Below are 19,348 nucleotides of genomic sequence, written 5' to 3' on the forward strand. Positions count from 1 at the left end.
CCTTCGGCGCACCGTGCCGGGCTTGGCTGGGAACGCGCTCCGAACCCCAGGGTCACGCTGTAGCGAACTCGTTCCGCAGCGCCCGCGCTGCCAGCGCAAGGGCCGAGATCTTCCGGAATGCCTGCGCGCGCGGAAGAAACCACATGCCGCAGTCCGGCGCAAGCCGCAGCCGCTCAGGGGGGACGACCTCAAGCGCGGCGCGGGCGCGTGCGAGGATGTGGTCGACCGTTTCGACGGGGGCATCGGGAGCATTGTTGAGGAGACCGAGGATGACGGCCTTGCGGCCGCAATGGACGAGGACGTCCGGCTGATGGCCCGGCTGCTCATATTCAAGGCTGATCTCATCGGCCCGCGAGGCGGCAATCAGCGCAATCGCCTCGGCGTACCTCGGATTGACCCGTTTTGCCGTCGTGGTGCGGGCGTAGCCGTAACAGAGATGGACCGCCGTGCGGGCGGTCACGCCGTGGAGGGCGCGATCGATCGCTTCGGTAGCGGCGTCGCGGACGAGCGAGAGACTGAAGTGCACCTCGGGTTCGTCGAGCTGAATGATGTCGGCGCCGGCGGCCTCGAGCGCCTTGATCTCGCGGTTCAGCGCATCGGCGAGCGCCAAGATCAGCCGCGTGAGGTCGCCGTACCACTGGTCGGAGAGGCGCAGGGCGAGGGTGGCGGGGCCGGCGATGGTTGCTTTCGTCAGCCGCCGGGTCGAACGGCGAAGAAACCGCAGGTCATCGACGGATATCGGTCCTGCCCACGCAATAGGGCCGACGACCGTTGGTCCCAAGCTGGGAAAGAGCGCGGTGCGCGCCGTTGGGGCGCGACGCTCGACAAAGCCGGCGATATCGCTTGCTGCTCCTGAGGTACGAGGACCCCAGCGCGTAGTATCGATGCCGTGCAGCCGGAAGAAGTAGGCCGTGAACGACTGGCGACGCTGTTCGCCGTCCGTGATCACGGCGAGCCCGGCGCGCTCCTGGTCGCGGATCGCCAAGAGCGCAGCATCCGTCTTCGCCTGGTCGAGAAACTCCTCCGGAACGCGCCACCACGGCTCATCAAGCGCGTAGGCTCGTTCATGGTCGGCCAGCCACTGTGGCTTGGCGTAGGAGCCGACAAGCTGGGCGGTCAGCGCGAGATCGGCCATGGACGCTCTCCTCTCGAGCGCTCGAGCAGGGCGACTGGGACGGCAAGGAGCGCAATGAGAGCGCCCGTTGCAAAGGGAACGGGAGAGAGAACGCCAGCGCGCTCGCTCAGCAGCCCGGCGCTTGCTGCCCCGACGACAGCGCCTGCCGAGTACACGGCGTAGAAGATGCCGAAGGCGGCGCCGCGCTCCGCTGAGCGGGCGCCATCAGCGACGAGGGCAGCTGCAGCGGGGAAGAGCAGAGAGAATCCGAGCCCGAAGACTGCCATCCCGACATAGACGCCGGGGAGCGAGTCGACGGCGGCGAGCAGGGCCATCGCTGCCGCGACGCCGAACAGGCCGGCCGCGATCGGGCGGCCGCGTCCCGCGCGATCGGCCAGCCGCGCTGCCGGTCCGGCAAGGCCGAGAAGCGCGACCAGCGCATAGACGCTGAAGGCGGTGCCGCTTGCGCGGGCGGGCTCGCCGCGGGCATCGAGCACGATCGGCAGCAGGGTGACGATCATCCCAAGCGCGACGGTTAGCGCGAAGACAGCGGTAAACGCGATCGCGAGTGGCCGCCGGCGCAGCAGACCGGCCAGGGAGCGGAGCGGGCCCTCTTCCGGGGCGGTCAAGGGACGTTCGCGCACGACGAGAGCGACAACGACCGCCGTTGTGAGCAGAAGGGCGGCGACGCTGAGGAAGACGGCAGGCGCGCCGAACCGTTCCCGCGCGATGCCGGCGAGCGCGGGTCCGATCACGGCGGCGACCGCGATCAGCGCGGCGGCCGAACCGAAGGTGCGGGCGCGCGCTTCTGGGCGCGCATTATCGCCGAGGAGGGCGAACGCGCCGGGGGAGAGCACCGCGGCGGCAAGACCGTGGATCACGCGCACCGCGACCAATTGCTCGGCGGTTTGGACGAGCGTGTAGAGAATGAGGGCGCCTGCCGCCGCAACGAGACTGAGAAGCAGCGCCGGCTTGCGGCCCCAGCGGTCGAGCAGAGGGCCAGCCGCGACATTGCCGAAGAGGTTGGCGAAGGAGTAGGCGCCGACCGTCGCACCGACCAGCGCCGGGCTTGCGCCGAGTTGGCGAGCATAAGGCGCAACGACGGGAAACTGACTGAACAGGTCGAGGAAGGCGACGAACGCAATTCCGCGCGCTGTCCAGACGGCACCCTGGCTTCCGGTCTCACCTGAGCCCATCACTCCTCCCCGGTGTCGTGTCCTATACTGTGCGGCGCATCGACCGAGGCGCTGAGATGATAGCGTAGACCTGCTGCGGTGAGGTGAACGATGGCGACTGGGCCACGCTGGGAAGACCTCGTTGAGGGAGAGGAGCTTCCGCCTCTTGTCAAACCCGCTCTGACCACCCAGCAACTCGTCATGTTCGCCGGCGCGTCGTACGACTTTTACCAGATCCACTACGACAAGGACTTCGCGTTAGCGAACGGTCTGCCAAACGTTATCGCCCACGGCCTGCTGAAGATGGCCTTCTTAGGCCAGTTCCTCACCGATTGGATCGGCCCGAACGGAATGATCCGCAAGCTTGGGTGCCAGTATCGCGGAATGGACTTTCCCGGCGATGTGCTGACGGTGCGCGGCGTGGTCGTGCGCAAGTACGAAGAGAATGGGGAGCGGTTGGTCGACCTTGAGATCTGGACCGAGAACCAGCGCGGAGAAAAGACGACCCCCGGCAGGGCGACGGTCGTGCTCGCGGACTGACCGTCTCCCGCGCGGGGCGGGGACGAGCTGATGCCGCTTCGCTCCGCTCTCTGTGAATGCTGCTTGTGACCGCCGGTGCTCTGCGACGCCCACACCCACATCTTTCCTCCCGCGATTGTCGCCGCGCCGGACGCGGTGGATGACCCGTACTTCCGTGAACTCTATGCCGCGCCCCGGCCCCGGCTTGCCGACGGACCGGCGCTCCTGCGCCTGATGGATCAGGCCGAGGTCGCGCAGGCGGTTATTGTCGGCTGGGGCTGGCGCGACCTCGAGCAGTGTCGGCGGGGGAACGACTACCTCCTCGAAGAGGCGGCGCGGCAGCCACGCCGCTTTATTCCGTTTGTGACGGTGCCGCCCCTCGCTGGCGAGGCGGCGCTGCGTGAGATCGAGCGGGCAGCGGCGGGGGGCGCCCGCGGCATCGGAGAGTTGATGCCCGACGGGCAAGGCGTGCGGCCGGATGATGCCGCCATGGACGCAGTCGTCGCTGTCGCTGCCCGCCTCGGCCTGCCGGTCTTGATCCATGCCAGCGAGCCGGTGGGACATCGCTATCCCGGGAAGGGAACATGCACGCCCGAGCGAGTGCTCCCGCTCATCGAGCGCCATCCGCGCGCCCGCTTCATCCTCGCGCACGCGGGAGGCGGCCTGCCGTTCTATCACCTGATGCCCGAGGTCGCCGAGGCGACGCGCAATGTGTGGTACGATACGGCGGCGGCACCGCTCCTCTATCGCCCTGTGCTTTATCGCCGGCTGGTCGATCTGGTCGGCCTCGACCGCGTGCTGTTCGCCAGTGATGCGCCGCTCATCGGGCTGCGACGCCCGCTTGCGCACTTCGCTGCGGCGCCGCTGACGGAAGAGGAACGCGCCGCGATCGGCGGCGGCAACCTCGCCACCCTGCTTGGAGCGCTGCCATGAGCCTTCTCGACCCGAACGAAGAGGGACCAATTCGGGCGTTTGTCGGCGTGCCCGTGCCGGCAGCAGTCCAAGAGCAGCTGACGGCGATTCAGCGGACGATCGCGAAGACGAGCGGCCGCGTCGTCAAGTGGGTTGCGCCGGAGACAATGCACTTGACGCTGGAGTTTTTGGGGGAAGTTCCTCGCTGGGTGCTCGAGGATATTCCGCCGGTTCTCGATGAGGCGCTCGCTCAGGCGGTCGCGCCCACTCTCGCCACCGCCTCGATCGGCGCGTTTCCCAATTGGCGCCGCCCCACTGTCCTCTGGGTTGGCCTCGAAGGCGACGTCCGGCAGTTGCAGGCGCTGCGCAACCGGGTCGCGAGTGCGCTCCGCACTTTCGGCTTTGCCGCTGACCCGAGACCGTTTCACCCGCACCTGACTATCGGCCGGCTTCGCCCAAAAGCCGACCCGCTGCTCGTCGAGAAACTGGTCTCGACCGCGCCGAACGTCCGCGTCACGCGGACGCAGTTCACCCTTGAGCGGGTCGTGCTCTACCGCAGCATTCTCCTTCCCGAAGGGCCGCGCCACATCGAACTGCGGAGCTGGCCGCTCGCTTCTCCCTCCTGACTGCCTGCTCGTCTGTCGACCGCCACGAGCTGCCTCTCTGCTGCGTCCTCAAAGAGCGCTTGGTACGATAGCGCCGTTCAATGGGGTGAGGGACAAGCGAAGGAGCTGACCATGCAAATTACCGCTGCCGTCCTGCGGGCGCCGGGCGCCCCGCTCAACCTCGAAGCGATCGACCTTGACGAGCCGCGCGATGACGAAGTGGTCGTCCGCATCGTCAGCAGCGGCATCTGTCACACCGACCTGAGCGCCATGGCAGGAGGGGTGCGCTCGCGCTACCCGATCGTTCTTGGGCACGAAGGGGCAGGGATTGTCGAGCGTGTTGGGGCAGGGGTCCGTTCGCTCGTCCCGGGGGACCATGTCGTGCTGTCGTTCGACTATTGCGGCGTCTGCGACCGCTGCCGGGCCGGCGCGCCGTGTTACTGCCGCGAGTTCACGCTGCGCAATTTCAGCGGGAGCCGCCCCGACGGGTCGAGTGCGCTCTCTCGCGGGGGAGAGCGTGTCTTCGGCCACTATTTCGGCCAGTCATCGTTCGCAACCTATGCGCTCGCTCGGGAGACCAATGCGATCAAGGTGCGGCGCGATGTGCCGCTTGAGGCGCTCGGCCCGCTCGGCTGCGGCGTCCAGACGGGGGCGGGTGCGGTGCTCAATACCTTTCGAGCGCGGCCCGGCTCGGCCTTAGCCGTCTTCGGGACGGGCTCGGTCGGCTTGAGTGCGGTGATCGCCGGCGTTCTCGCCGGCTGCACCGTGATCGTCGGCGTCGATATCCTCCCCGAGCGGCTGGAGGTGGCGCGCGCACTGGGGGCGACCCACGTTTTCGACGGCCGCGACCCCGACCTCGTGGAGAAGATCATCGCCACCACCGGCCGCGGGGTCGACTTTGCCTTCGACACGACCGGCGTCGCGCTCGAGGCGGCGGCGCGCTCGCTCGACGAGCTCGGTGTTCTGGGGCTTGTCGGCGGCGTCCGCGGCGGTCGGCTCGACCTTCCCTTCGAAACGCTGCGGCGCGGCCGCTCGATCCGGACCATCATTGAAGGCGACAGCGTGCCGAGCCAGTTCATCCCGACGCTGGTCGACCTGTGGGCGCAAGGACGCTTTCCGTTCGACCGGCTGGTGACCTATTACTCCTTTGACCAGATCAACGAAGCGGCGCGCGACTCCGAGCACGGCCGCGCGATCAAGCCCGTGCTTCGCTTCGCCTAGCAGGCAGGTACGCATTGCTGCGCTGCCCACTGCGCCTTCCGCTGACGAGGGCGGTCTCGCGCTCGGAGGGCGTTCGTAACATTGGAGACCGAGGAGCGCCTGATGTCCCCGAAGCCAGTTCGCATCGTGCCCGCTGCGGCGGTGCAGCCGCGGCCGCTCCCCAGCCCGGTCGATTACATTGCCCCGCCTTACGCCATCGCCGTTGCACTGACGGTTGACCGCGGTGTTCCCATCCGCTCTCCGGACGCAGATGAGGGGGCGCGCCGCTCGCTGCTCGTCACGGAGGGGGTGCAGTTCGGCATTGTGGAAGTGGGACCGCGCGGCGGCGAGCGCTGGCACCGCCATCTGTCGTACTACGACATCCTCATCTATGTCGAGCGCGGGCGAGGAGAGATCGGATGGACCGATGATGCCGGCGAACACCGCGCACCAATCGGCGCCGGAGATTTCATTCACATCGCTCCAGGCGCACAGAACTGCTGGGTGAATACGGGCGCCGAGGTTCTCCGCTTCCTCTGGGTAGGCTACTACCATACCCCGACCGAACGCACCGATGGTGCGCCCGAGGCTGACGGCGCGGCTGCTGAATAGCGGCAGCCGCCTCGCTGGTCAGACCGCCGATTTCGGACCGGCCGGCGCGGAAATACGCGACCAGTCGCGAGTGCCAGTATCATTGACAAGTTGGAATGTGGGTGGAAGCTCTCCCGCGATATCGCACGAAGGTTCGGCAAACGGAGGTTTTGATGAGGTCAGTTCGTCGGGTGACGACGCTGCTCGCCGCGACGGCCTTGATGGTGACGGCCTGTGCTCCACAAGCCCCCACTACCGGCGGCGCAGCGGCACCGGCGGCGACGCCTAGCCCTGCTCGGGGAGGAACACTTGTGGTCGCCGCAAGCAGCGACCCGGGGCAACTGAACACCGCGATCACCACCGCAGGCGGAACCCATTTCGTTGCCGCGCTGCTCTACAACGGGCTGATCTTCCTCGATCAGGAAGCCAACCCGAAGCCAGACTTGGCCGAGAAGTGGACTATCTCGCCTGACGGCAGGAGCTACACGTTCACTCTGCGCCAAAATGTCAAGTGGCATGACGGCAAGCCCTTCACCTCGGCGGACGTGAAGTTCAGCTTCGAAGAAGTGCTGCTGCGCTATCACGGCCGCACGGCGACGATGCGCACCGTCCTCGACGGGATTGAGACGCCAGACCCCTTCACCGTCGTCTTCCGGTTCAAGCAGCCGTATGGTCCCCTCCTCCAGCGGCTCGACGTGATCGAAGCCCCGATCATCCCCAAGCACATTTATGAGGGGACTGACCCGACACGGAATCCGGCAAACACGCAGCCTGTCGGCACCGGTCCGTTCAAGTTCGCTGAGTATGTCCGCGACGACCGAACGCGCTTTGTGCGGAACCCCGACTATTTCAAGCCGAACTTGCCCTACCTCGATGAGGTGATCTTCCGCGTCATTCCCCAGGCAAATACGCAGGTGCTGGCGTTGGAGAATGGCGAGGTAGATTACCTGAACAGCGTTCCCGGACCCGATTTGGCACGGCTGCGTGCAAACCGGGACATCACGATCGAGAAATCGGCCATGGGCTCGGGCGGCTCGTTCTGCACCAGCACGCTGATTTTCAACCTCGAGCGTCCAGCCACCGGCAAGGTCGAAGTGCGTCAGGCGCTTGCCTATGCGATCGACCGCGCCCAGATCTTGGAGCAGGTCAACTTCGGGCAGGGCAAGGTCAGCGAGGCGTTTATCAACAGCGGGCTGACGTGGGCGACGAACCCCAACGCGCCGAAATATCCGCTCAACCGCGAGCTTGCCGGCCAGCTGCTCGACCGCGCCGGATATCCGCGCGGCGCCGATGGTGTCCGCCTCAGCCTTGATTTCGTCCATCCCAGCGCCCAATCGCGGCTCGGCGAGCTGCTGCGGCAGCAGCTCCAGCCGATCGGCATCAACTTGGTTCTGAAGGCGCTCGAGGTGAATGCCGCGAACGAGCAGGTCTTCATCCGGCGTGACTTCGATATCGGCTGGGCCTCCTACTGCAATGGCCCCGACCCGGAGATCGGAGTGCGGCGGATGATCGACTCGACGAACATCGGGCCGGTGCTGTTCTCGAATGGGGCGGCCTACCGCAATCCCCAGGTCGATGACCTGCTCAACCGTGCCGCGGCCCTCACTGACCGTGCCGAGCGCGGCCGGCTCTATCAGGAGATGCAGGTTATCCTTGGCCGCGACCTTCCCTATCTCGGCTTGGTCGAGAGTGAGGGCTACCGCGCCTGGCGAAGCAGCTTCAAGGGGTTCCAATATTGGAGCGGCTTGTTCGCGGAGACCGCCTACCTTGAGAAGCGCTAGCCGGCCCCTGGCTGCCGTTCCCGGATGACGCGCTACGCGATCCGCCGCCTCATCCAAGTCGTCCCATTCGCGGTGGTGATCGTTTGTCTGGTCTTCGTTCTCATCCGCCTCGCGCCCGGCGACCCCATCACGTACCTCGCCGAGGCGGATGGGGACGCCGCTTACCTTGCAGCGATGCGGGCGAAGTACGGCCTCGACCGGCCGATCGGCGAGCAGCTCCTCGCCTATCTCAGCAATGCGCTCCGGGGCGATTTTGGGGATTCTTTTCGCTACAACCGTCCCGTTGCCGAGGTCATCGTCTCGCGCCTGCCGGCGACCTTGCTGCTGATGGGCACAGCCCTAGCGGTCTCGACCGTGCTGGGACTGCTCCTCGGCATCGAGGCAGCGCGGCGGGCCAACAGCTATCGCGACCTTGTCCTGACAACCGGTAGCCTCCTCGGTCAGGCGTTGCCCTCCTTTTGGCTGGCGCAGATCGTGGTTCTTGTCTTTGCCGCGCGGCTCGGCTGGTTTCCCGTGCAGGGGATGACGACGGCGCGGGCGAACTACACCGGGCTCGCCTATGTGCTCGATGTCGCATGGCATCTGGCCCTGCCAGCCGCCTGCCTCGGGCTGCTGCAGCTTGCGCTTATCACTCGGCTGACTCGCGCCAGCCTGCGGGAGGCGCTCGCCGACGAGTATGTGCGGACCGCGCGAGCGAAAGGGCTGACTGAGAATGATGTGGTGCTGCGTCACGCCCTGCCCAATGCTCTCCTCCCTGTCGTCACGGTGATCGGGGGGCAGTTCGGGAACATTCTCACCGGAGCAGTGCTGATCGAAATCATTTTTGCGTGGCCGGGGATCGGCCGCCTGATTTATGACGCGACTACGGCCCGAGACTATCCCTTGCTGACCGGGCTGTTCTTTGTCGCCGCGCTTGGGGTCATCCTCGCCAACTTGGTCACCGACCTGACCTATGCGGTGCTCGACCCGCGGGTGCGGCTGCGATGACGGCGTCTGCTCCGGCGATTGAGCAGGTCGCCCCGATCTCCCTCCCGCCTACTCGCCGGCGTCGGCGCAGCGGCTTCTGGCGGCAGAAGTCGGGGCTGGTCGGGCTGGCGTTGGTCGGCTTCGTTGGGGCGGTGGCGCTGGTCGGCCCGATCATGGTGCCGGTCAGTCCGTTCGAGCCGGTCGCGCCGCCCTTTCACCCTCCCTCTGCGGCAACCCCCTTCGGCGCCGACGACCTCGGCCGTGACGTTCTCTCCGGCGTTGTCCACGGCGCCCGCGTCTCGCTCGTCGTTGGGCTGGCAGTAGCGCTGCTCTCCTCGCTTGTCGGCGCGACGGTGGGGCTCGTCGGCGGGTTCTTCGGCGGCTGGGCCGATGACGCTCTGATGCGCTTTACCGAACTAGTCGATGTCTTGCCGCGCTATTTCCTCGCCGTGCTTGCGGCTGCGCTCTTCGGGCCCAGCCTGCTCTTCCTGACACTGCTGCTCGGGCTGACATTCTGGCCGGGAACGGCGCGGCTGATGCGCTCTCAAGTGCTCACCGTGCGCGAGCGAGAGTACGTCCACGCCGCGCGAGCGATTGGCGCCTCAAACTGGCGGGTCATTGTCCGCCATGTCTTGCCGAATTCGATCACGGTGATTGTCGTCGCAGCAGCGCTCCAGATTGGCGCGGCAATCTTGGTCGAAGCGGGGTTGTCGTTCCTCGGCCTCGGCGACCGGAGCGTGGTGACCTGGGGCTACATGCTCAATAACGCCCAAAACTTCCTCCGGCTCGCCTGGTGGATGTCTGTCTTCCCCGGCATTGCGCTGCTGCTGACCGTCCTTGGTGCGAACTTACTTGCGGACGGCCTGCAAGCATGGTGGGACACGCGCCTCGCCTAAGAACCGCTTCTCCTCTACGACAGGCATATCACTGCGCGGCGGCGCGTGCTTCGGCGAGCGCGGGCAGCGAGGCGAGCACTCGTGCCGCCACCGCTTCGCCGAGCAGAAGGCTGTAGTTCTGGCCGCGGTCGTGCGGATAGACCTGGCCCATGTTCGCGAGCCACACATTCGGCCAGGGCGTTTCAAACGGAGGCTGCCGCTCGCGATAGCCGGGCGTCACGATCGGCTGAGCGAAAAGCGCTCGGTTGACCACTGCCTCGCGCAGCCAGCGCTCCTCGAACTGCGGATTGAGGCGACGGAGCGCCGGCACCAGTTCGCCGAGGGTCTCATCGTCGCTCAGGCGGAAGAGGCGATGGTCGTGCGGAAGGTAATTGCCGAGATAGAGGACGTGCAGCCCGCCATAGTCGGAGGGCGGCAGGAAGTTCGTGTGCTCGACAAGAACGAGGAAGGGATAGCTTGGGTCGAGGATGGAGAGCCAATACGCCCTCTGAACGCTGCGGGTGAGCCCGAGCACGACGTTGTGCGCTCCGAGATGCGGCGCTGCCTGCTGGTAGCGGGCGCGGTAATCCGCCGGGAGGTCGGGAGCAAGGCGGAGGAAGAGAGCGGTCGGCAAGGTGACGATGAGCGCATCGAACTGCTCATTGCCGTGCTCGGTCCGGACCGCCACCGCGCCCTCGCGTTGTCCAATCCACTCCACCGCTTCGCCTGTTCGGACCGCTCCTCCCAGGCGCCGCACCTCGGCCGCGAGCCGCTCGTACACTTGTCCGAACCCGCCGCGAAGGTAGCCGAGCGAAGGCGTCCGGTCATGCACCCGCGCCCAGAACCAGGCCATGCTCACCTGGTCGGCGTACTCCCCCATCTTGCCGCGGAGCTGGGGCGCCCAGACCGTCTCGTACGCCCGCGTTCCCATGGTTCGGCGGAGCCATTCGGCCGCGGTCGTTCCCTCGAAGCGAGCGGGGTCGCGCACCATCTTGAGATAGGCGACAACAAGCCCGAGCCGCAGTCGGTCGACGAGGGGGAGGAAGGGAAAGCGAAGCACCGCAACCGGGCCGTCGAAGCGGTGGGTCTGCTCATGCAGCCGGAGCGCGGTGGGCGGCTTCCCCCACCGCAGCTTCCCTCTCAGGCCCAATTCCTCGATCAGCCGAACCATTCGCGTGTCAGTGCGAAAGAGGTGATGGTAAAAGCGCTCGAGGGGCGCGCCTCCCAGCATGAAGTTGACGGCCAGCCCTCCGACCGCTTGCTCGCGTTCGATGACCGTGACCCGCACTCCCGCCCGGGCAAGCTGCCACGCTGCCATCAGGCCGAGCGCGCCTGCTCCGATCACGCCGACATGCATTCCTTCCACCTCGTCGGCGGTGCGGCGGCAGGCAGCGCCACCCCGCGCGGGCCGGGTCGGAGCGCGGCCGGCGGCATCCCGGCGAACTCGCCGTCAGCACGGGCCAGGGGAGGAGAGGCCGCGGCGAGACCGAGAAAGCAGCGTGCCTGATCCGAGCGGATGCAGCCGCCTCCTCGGACACGGCGGGCGCAAGCGCAGCGCAGAGAGAGCGTCCGGCCCGAGGAGAGAGCGCCGTTATCCTCTGCGCTCTCCTCTCCTCGGCGGTGCGGCGGCCCCACGAGCGCGACGGCATTCGTCCCCGCCGTCTGCGGAGTGAGCGGCTGCAGGGCAGCGCCATCACCCGCTGCAGGGAACCGCGGGGCGCGTCGGCCGCGGAGCCTCTCCTCCGTCGTCTGAAGGGAAGAGTTTGCTGCGCAGCCGCTGCCGCAAACGGTCAACGGGACGAGCCCAGCGCCCCCCCGAAGGTGCGCGACGGCGGCGCCGTGCTGCAGGACGCCGGTCGGGCAGAGCGTCCAGGGACAGCTCTGGAGCGACGCCGCTCCCGCAGCGTTCTCAAGGATGCCCCGCCTGCGGTACCCGCCGTTCCCTGCGCTTGCCCCGAGGAGCCGACGCAGCGCGGTCGTCCCGTCCCGTGCTGTGGCGACGAGCGGCACTATTCCATCGCCGCCGGCAGCGAGATGGAGTGCGCCCCCGCGCGGGGGCATGCCGACGATCGAGACAGCGAGCACCCCGCCCGACCGGTCCTTTCTGGCGAGGCCCCTGCCGACCTCGCCCAATGTTGTCTCACCGCGCTGAGGGGGAGGAGCGGGCCGCGGACGCGCTGCCGAGATGGCCTAGGACGACGAAGACCCCGCTGCCCGCTGCAGCAGCGCGAGCGGTGCTGTGAGCTGGAGAACGCACGTCGCTGGGCATGGATGCTCTCCCCCGCTCCGCTGCGGGGAGCGGTCCTCATCAGTGTAGCGGCCGCGTCGTCTGGAAGCGAAGAGCGGGAGCGGGGCACGTCGGCCGCCCGCGCTGGCGTGGTCTCGCGGCGCAGGTCGGCGCGCCGCGCCTCGAACGCGTTCCGGTCGGTCGTCAAGGTGGCGACGGTCTCCCCGGCGTCGCAGCGCGCCGGAACGGTGTCGTCGGGCGAGACAAGAGCTGAGGCTCCATAGCCCTGCCAGATCCGCATTCCCGTCTCCTCTTTCCAGCGCTCGAATGCCCCAGGCCGCGAAACGAGGTACGGGCGGTTGTCGCACGCCTGCTTGAGCGCGGCGTAGGGGTTCGTCGGGCCGGGCTCGCGACTCAGAGAGACGTTCGTCTCCGCCCGTTCCGAGCAAGTCGCGAGTCAGTTCGGGATAGCCCCGCGCTGACCCGACGATGCCGCCACGGCGGCCGAGCGGGGCCTCGGCGACGGCATGAAGCGCTCCTTCGCCAAGCGCAGCGGCAGGCTCCTCCCAGCTCCGCGGAGAGCAGCCTTCCCGGAGCGATGGTCAGGACTGGTAACCCAATCGGTGCCGCGCTGAACCTCGGCGGCCCAGGAGCAGAGGGCGGTCACCTCATCTCCTCGTCGAGTGTCTCCCAACGCAACTGAATGGCGAGGTCCGGGCGCGCTGAAGAGCGCGGTCGTTCTTCGCGACGCTGCTCCCAGTAGGCGCGAACATACGGCCGGACCCACCGTTCGATCTCGGCAAGCAGCTCGGGTGGTTGCTCGCGGAGAAAGAGCAAGAACTCGGCGTGCTCTGCGGGCGGAAGAGTGCGGTGACCAGCAAGCGCGAGAACGACGTCCTCGGCGACGCCGAACGCACGCGCCAACTTGCGGCAGGCGTGCGGAAGCGGCGTTCGCCGTCCGTTCAGGTAGTCGCTGACCGCCGATGCGCTCAGCCCTGCGCGGCGCGACGCCTCGCGCTGAGAGAGGCCGGCACTCGCGACCTGCTCCCGCAGCCAGCGGACGAACGGCTCGCTGGTCATCGTTGCCAGTATACCCCCGAAGCCCCGCCCTGCGGTGTCGCATCTCGACGGCGTGCTGGCGTACGATGCTCCTAGGCCGAACTGATGCGGCCTCAGGAGGAGAGCATGAGCGCGACGATGGACCGGCTTGCGGAGATGAACCCGAATATTGGCGAGCATCTCCGCGACTGGCAGATTGCCCGCACCCAGAACAACGAGGACGCCTACGACTGGAACGCCTTCCGCGAACACGAACTCCGTCTCGGCGCGCCTGACCCCGGCGAGGAGGAGCCGGAAGAGTTTCGCCAGTATGACTGGACAAAATACGCTCCTCGGGGTGATCAGAAAGCCGAAACCGGGGCCAGCTCGAGCGGCTGGCAGGGACACACCGAGCCGCCGCAGCAGGCGCGCGCCAGCTTGTTCGACTTCCTCCGCGCTCAGTTTGGTCGACGCTAAGCGGTGAGCGCGCCGCGGCGATGACGGCGCGGTGCCGTCCCGCGGCGCGCTCGGCATCCGCATTCTGCGCGCACCAGAGACGGCGAGCGGCGGGCGCAGCGCCCGCCGCTGGTGTATCTCCCGGACGGCCGGCTGTTCGTCTTGCGTCCCCTGCCGACCGGCGAGATAATCCTCTCAAAAACATGGTCTTCTCACAATTTGCGCCCACTCTTTTTCAAGCCGGCGCTGTGCCGGGGGGTGGATCTTTTGGAGTAATTTATGGCCAATGTCTTTGCCGGCGAAGCTTCTCGCCTTGACCCGGAGGTCCTTCACACCGTTCACCTGCTGCCCGACGACTTTTGGGTCTTCGCAGAATTCAACACGGTTGGCCGAAATGTGGATTGGCTGATCATCCGGGAAGCGCCGGAGGCGGTCGGCGCCGCGCCCTCAACGCTGATCGTCACCGAGCTGAAGCGCCTTCCCCGTCCTCTGCGCGGACGTTCCACGGATGAGCCGTGGGAGATCCTCGGCGAGGATGGAACGTGGCAAGAGTTTCGTCCCGCCAATGAACGGGATATCAATCCCTACTGGCAGGTCGTCAACACCGCGAACGCGATCAAGCACTGGCTTTGGAACAACCAGCCGCTCTATGCAGAGACGGCAACGATCGCCAGCGAGCAGGAATTCGCGGTCTGGCCCGATCTCCTGCTCCTCGGCCCGCCCGGCACTGTGCACCACCTGCCGCTTCGCCCGCCCTCACGCTTCGGCGCGTGGTGGAGCAACGTGGACGACTGGCGGCGCCATCTTGAAATCTGGCGGCCGAAGAAGGGCAAGCCGTTCACCGCGCGCGAACTGGAGCGGCTCGTTGAGGTCCTTCGCCTTCGCCCCGTCACCGGTTCGCGGAGCGCCGTTATCGCGCCGCGGCCTGTCTATGATATAGAAGAACTTGCCTCGCTTGTCCGCTCGCTTCAAGCGCGCGTCGAACGCCTCGAAGCGCAAGTCGAGCAGCTGCGCAGCTGAGTGAAGCGGGCGGCAGCGATGGCGGAGATGTGCGGGAGGAAGCCGATGAGTGACTTGGTGCCTGTCGTTCGGGAACTGCTCCAAACGACGAGCCGCATGCTGATCGACGCAACGAGCGACCTCACCGTCGACCAAGTCAACTGGCTTCCTCCGGGCACGGCGAACACGATCGGCCACACCTACGCCCATATCGTCAACATTCAAGACCGCTATCTGAATACGTTCATTCTGGGCCAGCCGACCATCTGGGAGCGTGAGGGATGGGGCGAGCGGCTCGGTCTGCCGGAGACCATGCGGATGAGCCGCGAGGCCGCCGCTCAGATGCGCCTCGATCCGAGTTCCTTCCGTGCCTATGCGGAGCGCGTCTTCGCTGAAACAATGACGTATCTCGAACGGGTTGATGCGGCAGAGTTGGCGCGCGAAGTGCAAGGCTATCGCGGTCCGATCACCGTTGCGGAGGTGATCGGGCGGATGATGCCCTTTCACGCGATTTCGCATCTTGGTGAAGTCGCCGTCCTTCGTGGCCTCCAAGGATTGAAAGGGCTCCCCTTCTAGGGCGCGGCCGCCGCTCGGGACGCACCTGCTGCCCCGCCCTCGTCACTCCTGTCCCCGTCAGGCGGAGCGCCTCGAAGCGGCGGCGGACGGGCGGAACGGAGCCCGAGCCCCCCGTCGGTGTCAGTATCCGCTTCCCGTCCTGCCTGCGGCGTGGGGTGCTGGCTGGGGACGTCTTCCGCTCGCGGCGCGGGACGGAACGAGCGCGCGGGGATGCCCCGCAGGCGCAACCAATGGCCGCGATTTTCCTGCCGAACGGCCGATGCGGCGCCATTCTCTCCGCCGCTATGCTTCTCGGTCTGCGCGTATAGTCGCGCTGGACCAGTGAGGTGAGGTATGCTCGCGCCTATGCAGCCTCCGCCATCGCCCACCGAACGCTTGCTCACCTTGCTCCGGTATACTGTGCTCGCGCCCTCCTTTCGCAACAGCCAGCCGTGGCGGTTTGCGGTTGGCGACCACGCGATCCGCGTCTACGCCGACACGGGCGACCCGCGGTTTGCCGCTGCGATCCCGCCGCGCGAGCGTGACCTGAGCCTCGGCTGCGCAATCGAGAACCTCACGATTGCCGCCGAGGCGTTCGGCATGCTGGAGTCGGTCTTCCTGCTCCCTGACCCGGATGAGCCGCGCTGGGTTGCCGAGGTCTTGCTAGCCGCAAACGGGCGCCGACCCTCCCCGGAGGTGGTGGCCCTGTTCGAGGCGATCCCGGCGCGCCATACGGATACGGGGCCGTTTCTGCCGACCCCAGTGCCGCACCGTCTTCGTCAGCTCCTGCAGGCGGCGGTTGCTGAGCCCGACGTGGCGCTTGTGCTCGTCGATGCCAGCGAAGTCCGGCGGCTTCTCGAGGAGATCCTTGCTGCTGTCCCCTCGCTCGACGCGATCCTCGCCCGGCTCGCCGCCCTGCTGCGTCCCTCGCCGGGGCACCCCGCCGCCTTTCCTGCTGACCTTGCCCTCAGCGCACCGCTCTTCGGCGCGCTTGTGGCGAGCGCTGACGAGCGCCTCACCTGGCTTCGGGGCGGGCGGGCCTTCGAGCGGCTCTGGCTGACGGCGACCGCCTTTGGGCTTCATCTCCATCCCCTAAGCGAACTGCTGCTGATCGACGAGGCGCGCGACATCATCCGGTCGCGCTCGAACGGGAAAATTCCCCTCCTGCCGTTCCGTCTCGGGTACGGGCGATTGGAGCGCCGGCGCACTCATCGTCGGCCGCTCCGCGAAGTGATTGTGCCGTGGCCGGCGGGAGCTGCCTCGGCTGCGCCTCCGATGCCGGCTGACCCCCCGCGTCAGGAGGAGGGGCGCTAGGGGCCGAAGCTGCGGCTGGCAACGAGCGGCAGCCACGTCGTCACGCTTTCCCCGCCAACGACACTCGTGGAGAGGCTGCCCGCAGCGGGCAGTTGAACGATCTCGAGCCGCGCTGAAGAGACGGTTTTTGCTCCGATCCACGGCCCGGAATAGCCCGGCGGAGGCACAGCGAGGTCGGGCAGCTCGAGCAAGGTGCTGGTGATCTGGGTCCATGCCCCGCCGAAGAACAGGTCCCGATAGAGGGTTGCCCGCAGCCCGCTCGCAGGCTCGAAACGCCCGTCGTCGAGTGTTCGGCCCCGCGGCACCAGACGGAGCGATTGTGCGGCGTCGTTGCCGATGTGCCAAGCGTTGGCATTGCCGCTATACCAGGGCGGGTCGCCCAGCATAATCCGCGTGCATTTCCCGCCGAAATTGGGCTCGCTGTAGAGATAGAGACCGGCATTGCCATCGCAATTCCCGGGGACGAGTAGTCCTGATGGCAGGCGGGGGTCTCCGCTCCCGGAAACGGGCGGTTCAAGCGGCACCCCGTTCGACCGCACTTGGAGAGAGGACACCTCTTTCGGCCCGATGCAGTGGACCGCGCAGGGGAGCGTCGCAAGGTCGGGGACAGCGATCGGTCCTGTCAGGGGCATCGCTCGCCCTTGAAACGCTCTGTCGCTCCACAGGATCACGCTCAGGTTCCCCACGATCCGGAGGGATTGCGCGGCATCGTTGCCGATGTGCCAGTGGTCGGCATCAGGAGCGTCGGCGGTGAAGAAGGCGCACTTCCCCGCAAACGCCGGCTGGTCGTACAGGTAGACCCCGCTTCCCTGCTGGCCGCCGCAGTCCTGCCCTCTCGCTGGAGGCGGAGGAGGCTGAAGCGGTGTCCGCTGCCCTGGCCCTGCGCCCACCCCCACGCCCGCGACAACGAGCGCAAACGGCTGACGCGCTCCTTGGGGAACGGTGTAGGCCCGAACACTCAGGTGGTAGCGCCCTGGCGGCGCTTGGGGAAGGAAGACGCTCTCGACGGTATTGCAGGCGTCCGCGCGGCCGCGGAGGCAGGGGTCGCCTGGAGGGTAGGCGCCGGCATTTCCGAGATGGAGGAGCGCGTCCGGACCGCGCACCTCGAGGTCCAGATCATTGACGAGAACGGTTGCGGCGCCCGGCTGGCCGGGAAAGTCGCTCCACGCTAAGGTGACCCGGAGGGGTCCGGGGCCGGTCGTGAAGATCGTCGCTTCCCATGTCTCGCCCGTGGCGAGCCCGTGCGTCTCATCAGCAAGCCAGAGGTCGAGCCCAGTCGGCGCGAGGCTAGAGCGCACATTGACGCGGCCGAACCCTGCCACCGGGTTGGGGCGGAGGAAAGGGATTTCCTGCACTGCCGGGTCGGTCCCGTACTGTCCGGGGGCGATATCCTCGGCGCCGTTGATCACGAGGGCTTTCAGCAGCGCTCCCGAAGGCAGATCGATGCGCCGCTGGACGTGCAGCCATTCGCGCACGAGAGCGGCCGCGCCCGCAACGAGTGGCGTGGCCATGCTCGTGCCGCTAGAGAACGCATAGGAGGTAGCGGAGGTTGCGCCGCGGAGCGGAGAGAGACGCGAGAAGGTGGAGAAGACCTGAGTGCCGGGGGCGACAACATCAGGCTTCAGCCGCCCGTCGGCGGTTGGCCCGCGGCTGGAGAAGGCGGCGATCCCGTCGATCCGATTGGCAATCGGGTCAGTGGCGATCGGCGGGACCGGCCAGAGAAGGGGGTTCAGCAGGCCGTAGGTGAGCCGGGTCTCTGGCCGGTTGTTCTCGGACGCGCCGACAGTGAGAACGTTCTTCGCTGTGCCGGGCGAGGCGAGCGAGCGCAGATCGATGCGGCCGGAGCGGTCACGGTCGCGACCGCTGTTGCCGGCAGCGAAGAGCGCGAGAGCGGCGCGCTCTTGCCACAGCGCGTAGTCGATCTGTTGCGCATTCACGCGGTAGGCACTATCCGACCCGCCGCCCCACGAATTCGAGTGGATGAAGGCGCCATCTCGGGCGGCAAGCCGGACGAGGTCGCCCACGTCTGCCGGCGCGGAGAGGGTATTGCCGACACCTCCAATCGCCTGAACGACGATGCCGGCGCGCGGCGCGATCCCGGCCGCGGAGCCGGCGTAGCGCCCCTCCGCGGGACGAGCCCCCGAGGCGACGCCACTGCCCAGCGCTGAGCCGGCGACATGGGTGCCATGACCATGCTCATCGCCCCAATTGCACGGGTCGGGGCGCGACAGGCAGTAAGTCTTGACGACCCGGCCCGCAAAGTCCGGATGGATCGAGGCGAGGTCACCGGTATCGAGCCCGGTATCCGCGATCGCGATCAGCTGCCCCTCCCCAGTCAGCCCGAGCTCATGCCAGACCTCCGGAGCGCGCAGGACGGCTGCTGCCCGATCGTTCAGGACGTGGGGAACCTCGTGCGGCTCGACCCAGACAACGCCGTCGAGAGCAGCAAGCGCCGCGACCGTCCCCGGCGCGATCTGAACGCGAAGGTAGCCGGCGAAGCCGTTGTCGACGGCAGCGAGGACGAGTCCGCCGAGCTGGGCGACCGCTGCGCTGAGGGCACTGAGGTCGATCCCGGAGAAGGTCTGGACGTCATAAAGCGTGGCTGCCGTCTCGCTCACGCTCTTTGCAAGCCGGAAACGCGGGTGCCAAGGGCCGACCCAGCGGACATGCGGGAGCGCGCGCACCCGCTCGGCAGTTGCGGCGTCCATCTGCGTGAGAAAGGCGTGATCAGGGAGATAGAAGGCGAGGTGGGCGCCGGCAGCGCGCGCCGCCTCCTTCCACTCCTCCCGCACCGGCCCCGTGAATTGGACAAGCCAGGTTGTCGTCCCTTCTTCGCTCGGGGAAGGTCGAGCAGCGAGCGGGTCGAAACGTTCGCGCTCCAGTCGGAGGTGGGGGCCGAGGCTTTGCGCTGCGCCACTTCCGCCTTCCCGCGCGCTGAAGACGAGCATGCCGACAGCGATCGCTGCCACTGCGCGCCCGATGAGACGGCCGAACTGCATCTCGTCCTCCCAGTGGGGTTAT

Annotated in this window: 17 protein-coding genes; 12 read left to right on the forward strand and 5 right to left on the reverse strand. The window is 67.4% G+C overall.

What is annotated here, in order from left to right:
* Nucleotides 1–52: 52 nt before the first annotated feature.
* Both NZ773_00665 and NZ773_00670 read right to left on the reverse strand, forming a co-directional pair.
* A complete protein-coding gene (locus NZ773_00665; protein ID MCS6800445.1) occupies nucleotides 53–1,135 on the reverse strand; it encodes a cobalamin-independent methionine synthase II family protein in 1,083 nt (360 codons plus the stop codon).
* Nucleotides 1,117–2,310: an MFS transporter gene (locus NZ773_00670; GenBank protein MCS6800446.1), complete on the reverse strand. Its 1,194-nt coding sequence runs from the start codon at nucleotides 2,308–2,310 to the stop codon at nucleotides 1,117–1,119. Before NZ773_00670 ends, NZ773_00665 begins: the two co-directional genes overlap by 19 nt.
* Before the next feature lie 90 nt (nucleotides 2,311–2,400).
* On the opposite strand from NZ773_00670, the gene NZ773_00675 reads away from it, so the two are divergent.
* The 8 genes from NZ773_00675 to NZ773_00710 all read left to right on the forward strand — a co-directional run bounded on the left by NZ773_00675 (nucleotide 2,401) and on the right by NZ773_00710 (nucleotide 9,759).
* Nucleotides 2,401–2,829: a MaoC/PaaZ C-terminal domain-containing protein gene (locus NZ773_00675; protein ID MCS6800447.1), complete on the forward strand. Its 429-nt coding sequence runs from the start codon at nucleotides 2,401–2,403 to the stop codon at nucleotides 2,827–2,829.
* Between the two features lie 75 nt (nucleotides 2,830–2,904).
* The gene (locus NZ773_00680) at nucleotides 2,905–3,741 is read left to right on the forward strand and encodes an amidohydrolase family protein (GenBank protein ID MCS6800448.1); all 837 of its coding nucleotides are present in this window, start codon (nucleotides 2,905–2,907) and stop codon (nucleotides 3,739–3,741) included.
* Nucleotides 3,738–4,346 carry an RNA 2',3'-cyclic phosphodiesterase gene (gene thpR / locus NZ773_00685; protein ID MCS6800449.1) on the forward strand — a complete coding sequence of 203 codons (609 nt, stop codon included), beginning with the start codon at nucleotides 3,738–3,740 and terminating at the stop codon, nucleotides 4,344–4,346. Before NZ773_00680 ends, thpR begins: the two co-directional genes overlap by 4 nt.
* Nucleotides 4,347–4,457: 111 nt before the next feature.
* Entirely contained in the window at nucleotides 4,458–5,546 is a 1,089-nt protein-coding gene (locus tag NZ773_00690) for an NAD(P)-dependent alcohol dehydrogenase (GenBank protein ID MCS6800450.1), read from the forward strand.
* A gap of 102 nt (nucleotides 5,547–5,648) precedes the next feature.
* Nucleotides 5,649–6,137, forward strand: a complete 489-nt coding sequence (locus NZ773_00695) for a cupin domain-containing protein (protein MCS6800451.1) — start codon at nucleotides 5,649–5,651, stop codon at nucleotides 6,135–6,137.
* 152 nt (nucleotides 6,138–6,289) lie between these two features.
* Complete coding sequence (locus NZ773_00700; GenBank protein MCS6800452.1) at nucleotides 6,290–7,897, forward strand: ABC transporter substrate-binding protein; 1,608 nt, start codon at nucleotides 6,290–6,292, stop codon at nucleotides 7,895–7,897.
* 24 nt (nucleotides 7,898–7,921) lie between these two features.
* Nucleotides 7,922–8,884, forward strand: coding sequence for an ABC transporter permease (locus tag NZ773_00705; protein MCS6800453.1), 963 nt, complete (start codon nucleotides 7,922–7,924; stop codon nucleotides 8,882–8,884).
* Complete coding sequence (locus NZ773_00710; GenBank protein MCS6800454.1) at nucleotides 8,881–9,759, forward strand: ABC transporter permease; 879 nt, start codon at nucleotides 8,881–8,883, stop codon at nucleotides 9,757–9,759. Before NZ773_00705 ends, NZ773_00710 begins: the two co-directional genes overlap by 4 nt.
* A gap of 28 nt (nucleotides 9,760–9,787) precedes the next feature.
* On the opposite strand, the gene NZ773_00715 is transcribed toward NZ773_00710, so the two are convergent.
* Together NZ773_00715 and NZ773_00720 are read right to left on the reverse strand one after the other, a co-directional pair.
* Nucleotides 9,788–11,095, reverse strand: coding sequence for an NAD(P)/FAD-dependent oxidoreductase (locus NZ773_00715; GenBank protein ID MCS6800455.1), 1,308 nt, complete (start codon nucleotides 11,093–11,095; stop codon nucleotides 9,788–9,790).
* Nucleotides 11,096–12,628: 1,533 nt separating this feature from the next.
* Nucleotides 12,629–13,045 (reverse strand): helix-turn-helix transcriptional regulator, encoded by a 417-nt coding sequence (locus NZ773_00720; protein ID MCS6800456.1) that lies wholly within the window; start codon nucleotides 13,043–13,045, stop codon nucleotides 12,629–12,631.
* A gap of 105 nt (nucleotides 13,046–13,150) precedes the next feature.
* Here NZ773_00720 and NZ773_00725 point away from each other — a divergent pair, with 105 nt between their 5' ends.
* The 4 genes from NZ773_00725 to NZ773_00740 all read left to right on the forward strand — a co-directional run bounded on the left by NZ773_00725 (nucleotide 13,151) and on the right by NZ773_00740 (nucleotide 16,327).
* Nucleotides 13,151–13,480 carry a hypothetical protein gene (locus NZ773_00725; GenBank protein MCS6800457.1) on the forward strand — a complete coding sequence of 110 codons (330 nt, stop codon included), beginning with the start codon at nucleotides 13,151–13,153 and terminating at the stop codon, nucleotides 13,478–13,480.
* Nucleotides 13,481–13,738: 258 nt separating this feature from the next.
* On the forward strand, nucleotides 13,739–14,479 hold the full coding sequence (locus NZ773_00730) for a hypothetical protein (GenBank protein ID MCS6800458.1): 741 nt from the start codon (nucleotides 13,739–13,741) through the stop codon (nucleotides 14,477–14,479).
* A 45-nt stretch (nucleotides 14,480–14,524) separates the two neighbouring features.
* Entirely contained in the window at nucleotides 14,525–15,034 is a 510-nt protein-coding gene (locus NZ773_00735; protein ID MCS6800459.1) for a DinB family protein, read from the forward strand.
* 345 nt (nucleotides 15,035–15,379) lie between these two features.
* Entirely contained in the window at nucleotides 15,380–16,327 is a 948-nt protein-coding gene (locus tag NZ773_00740; protein MCS6800460.1) for a hypothetical protein, read from the forward strand.
* Here NZ773_00740 and NZ773_00745 read toward each other — a convergent pair.
* Nucleotides 16,324–19,326: a S8 family serine peptidase gene (locus tag NZ773_00745; protein MCS6800461.1), complete on the reverse strand. Its 3,003-nt coding sequence runs from the start codon at nucleotides 19,324–19,326 to the stop codon at nucleotides 16,324–16,326. The two genes, NZ773_00740 and NZ773_00745, sit on opposite strands and share 4 nt — an antisense overlap.
* Nucleotides 19,327–19,348: the final 22 nt, after the last annotated feature.

This window comes from Dehalococcoidia bacterium, from assembly GCA_025054935.1.
GTDB lineage: Bacteria > Chloroflexota > Dehalococcoidia > SpSt-223 > SpSt-223 > JANWZD01.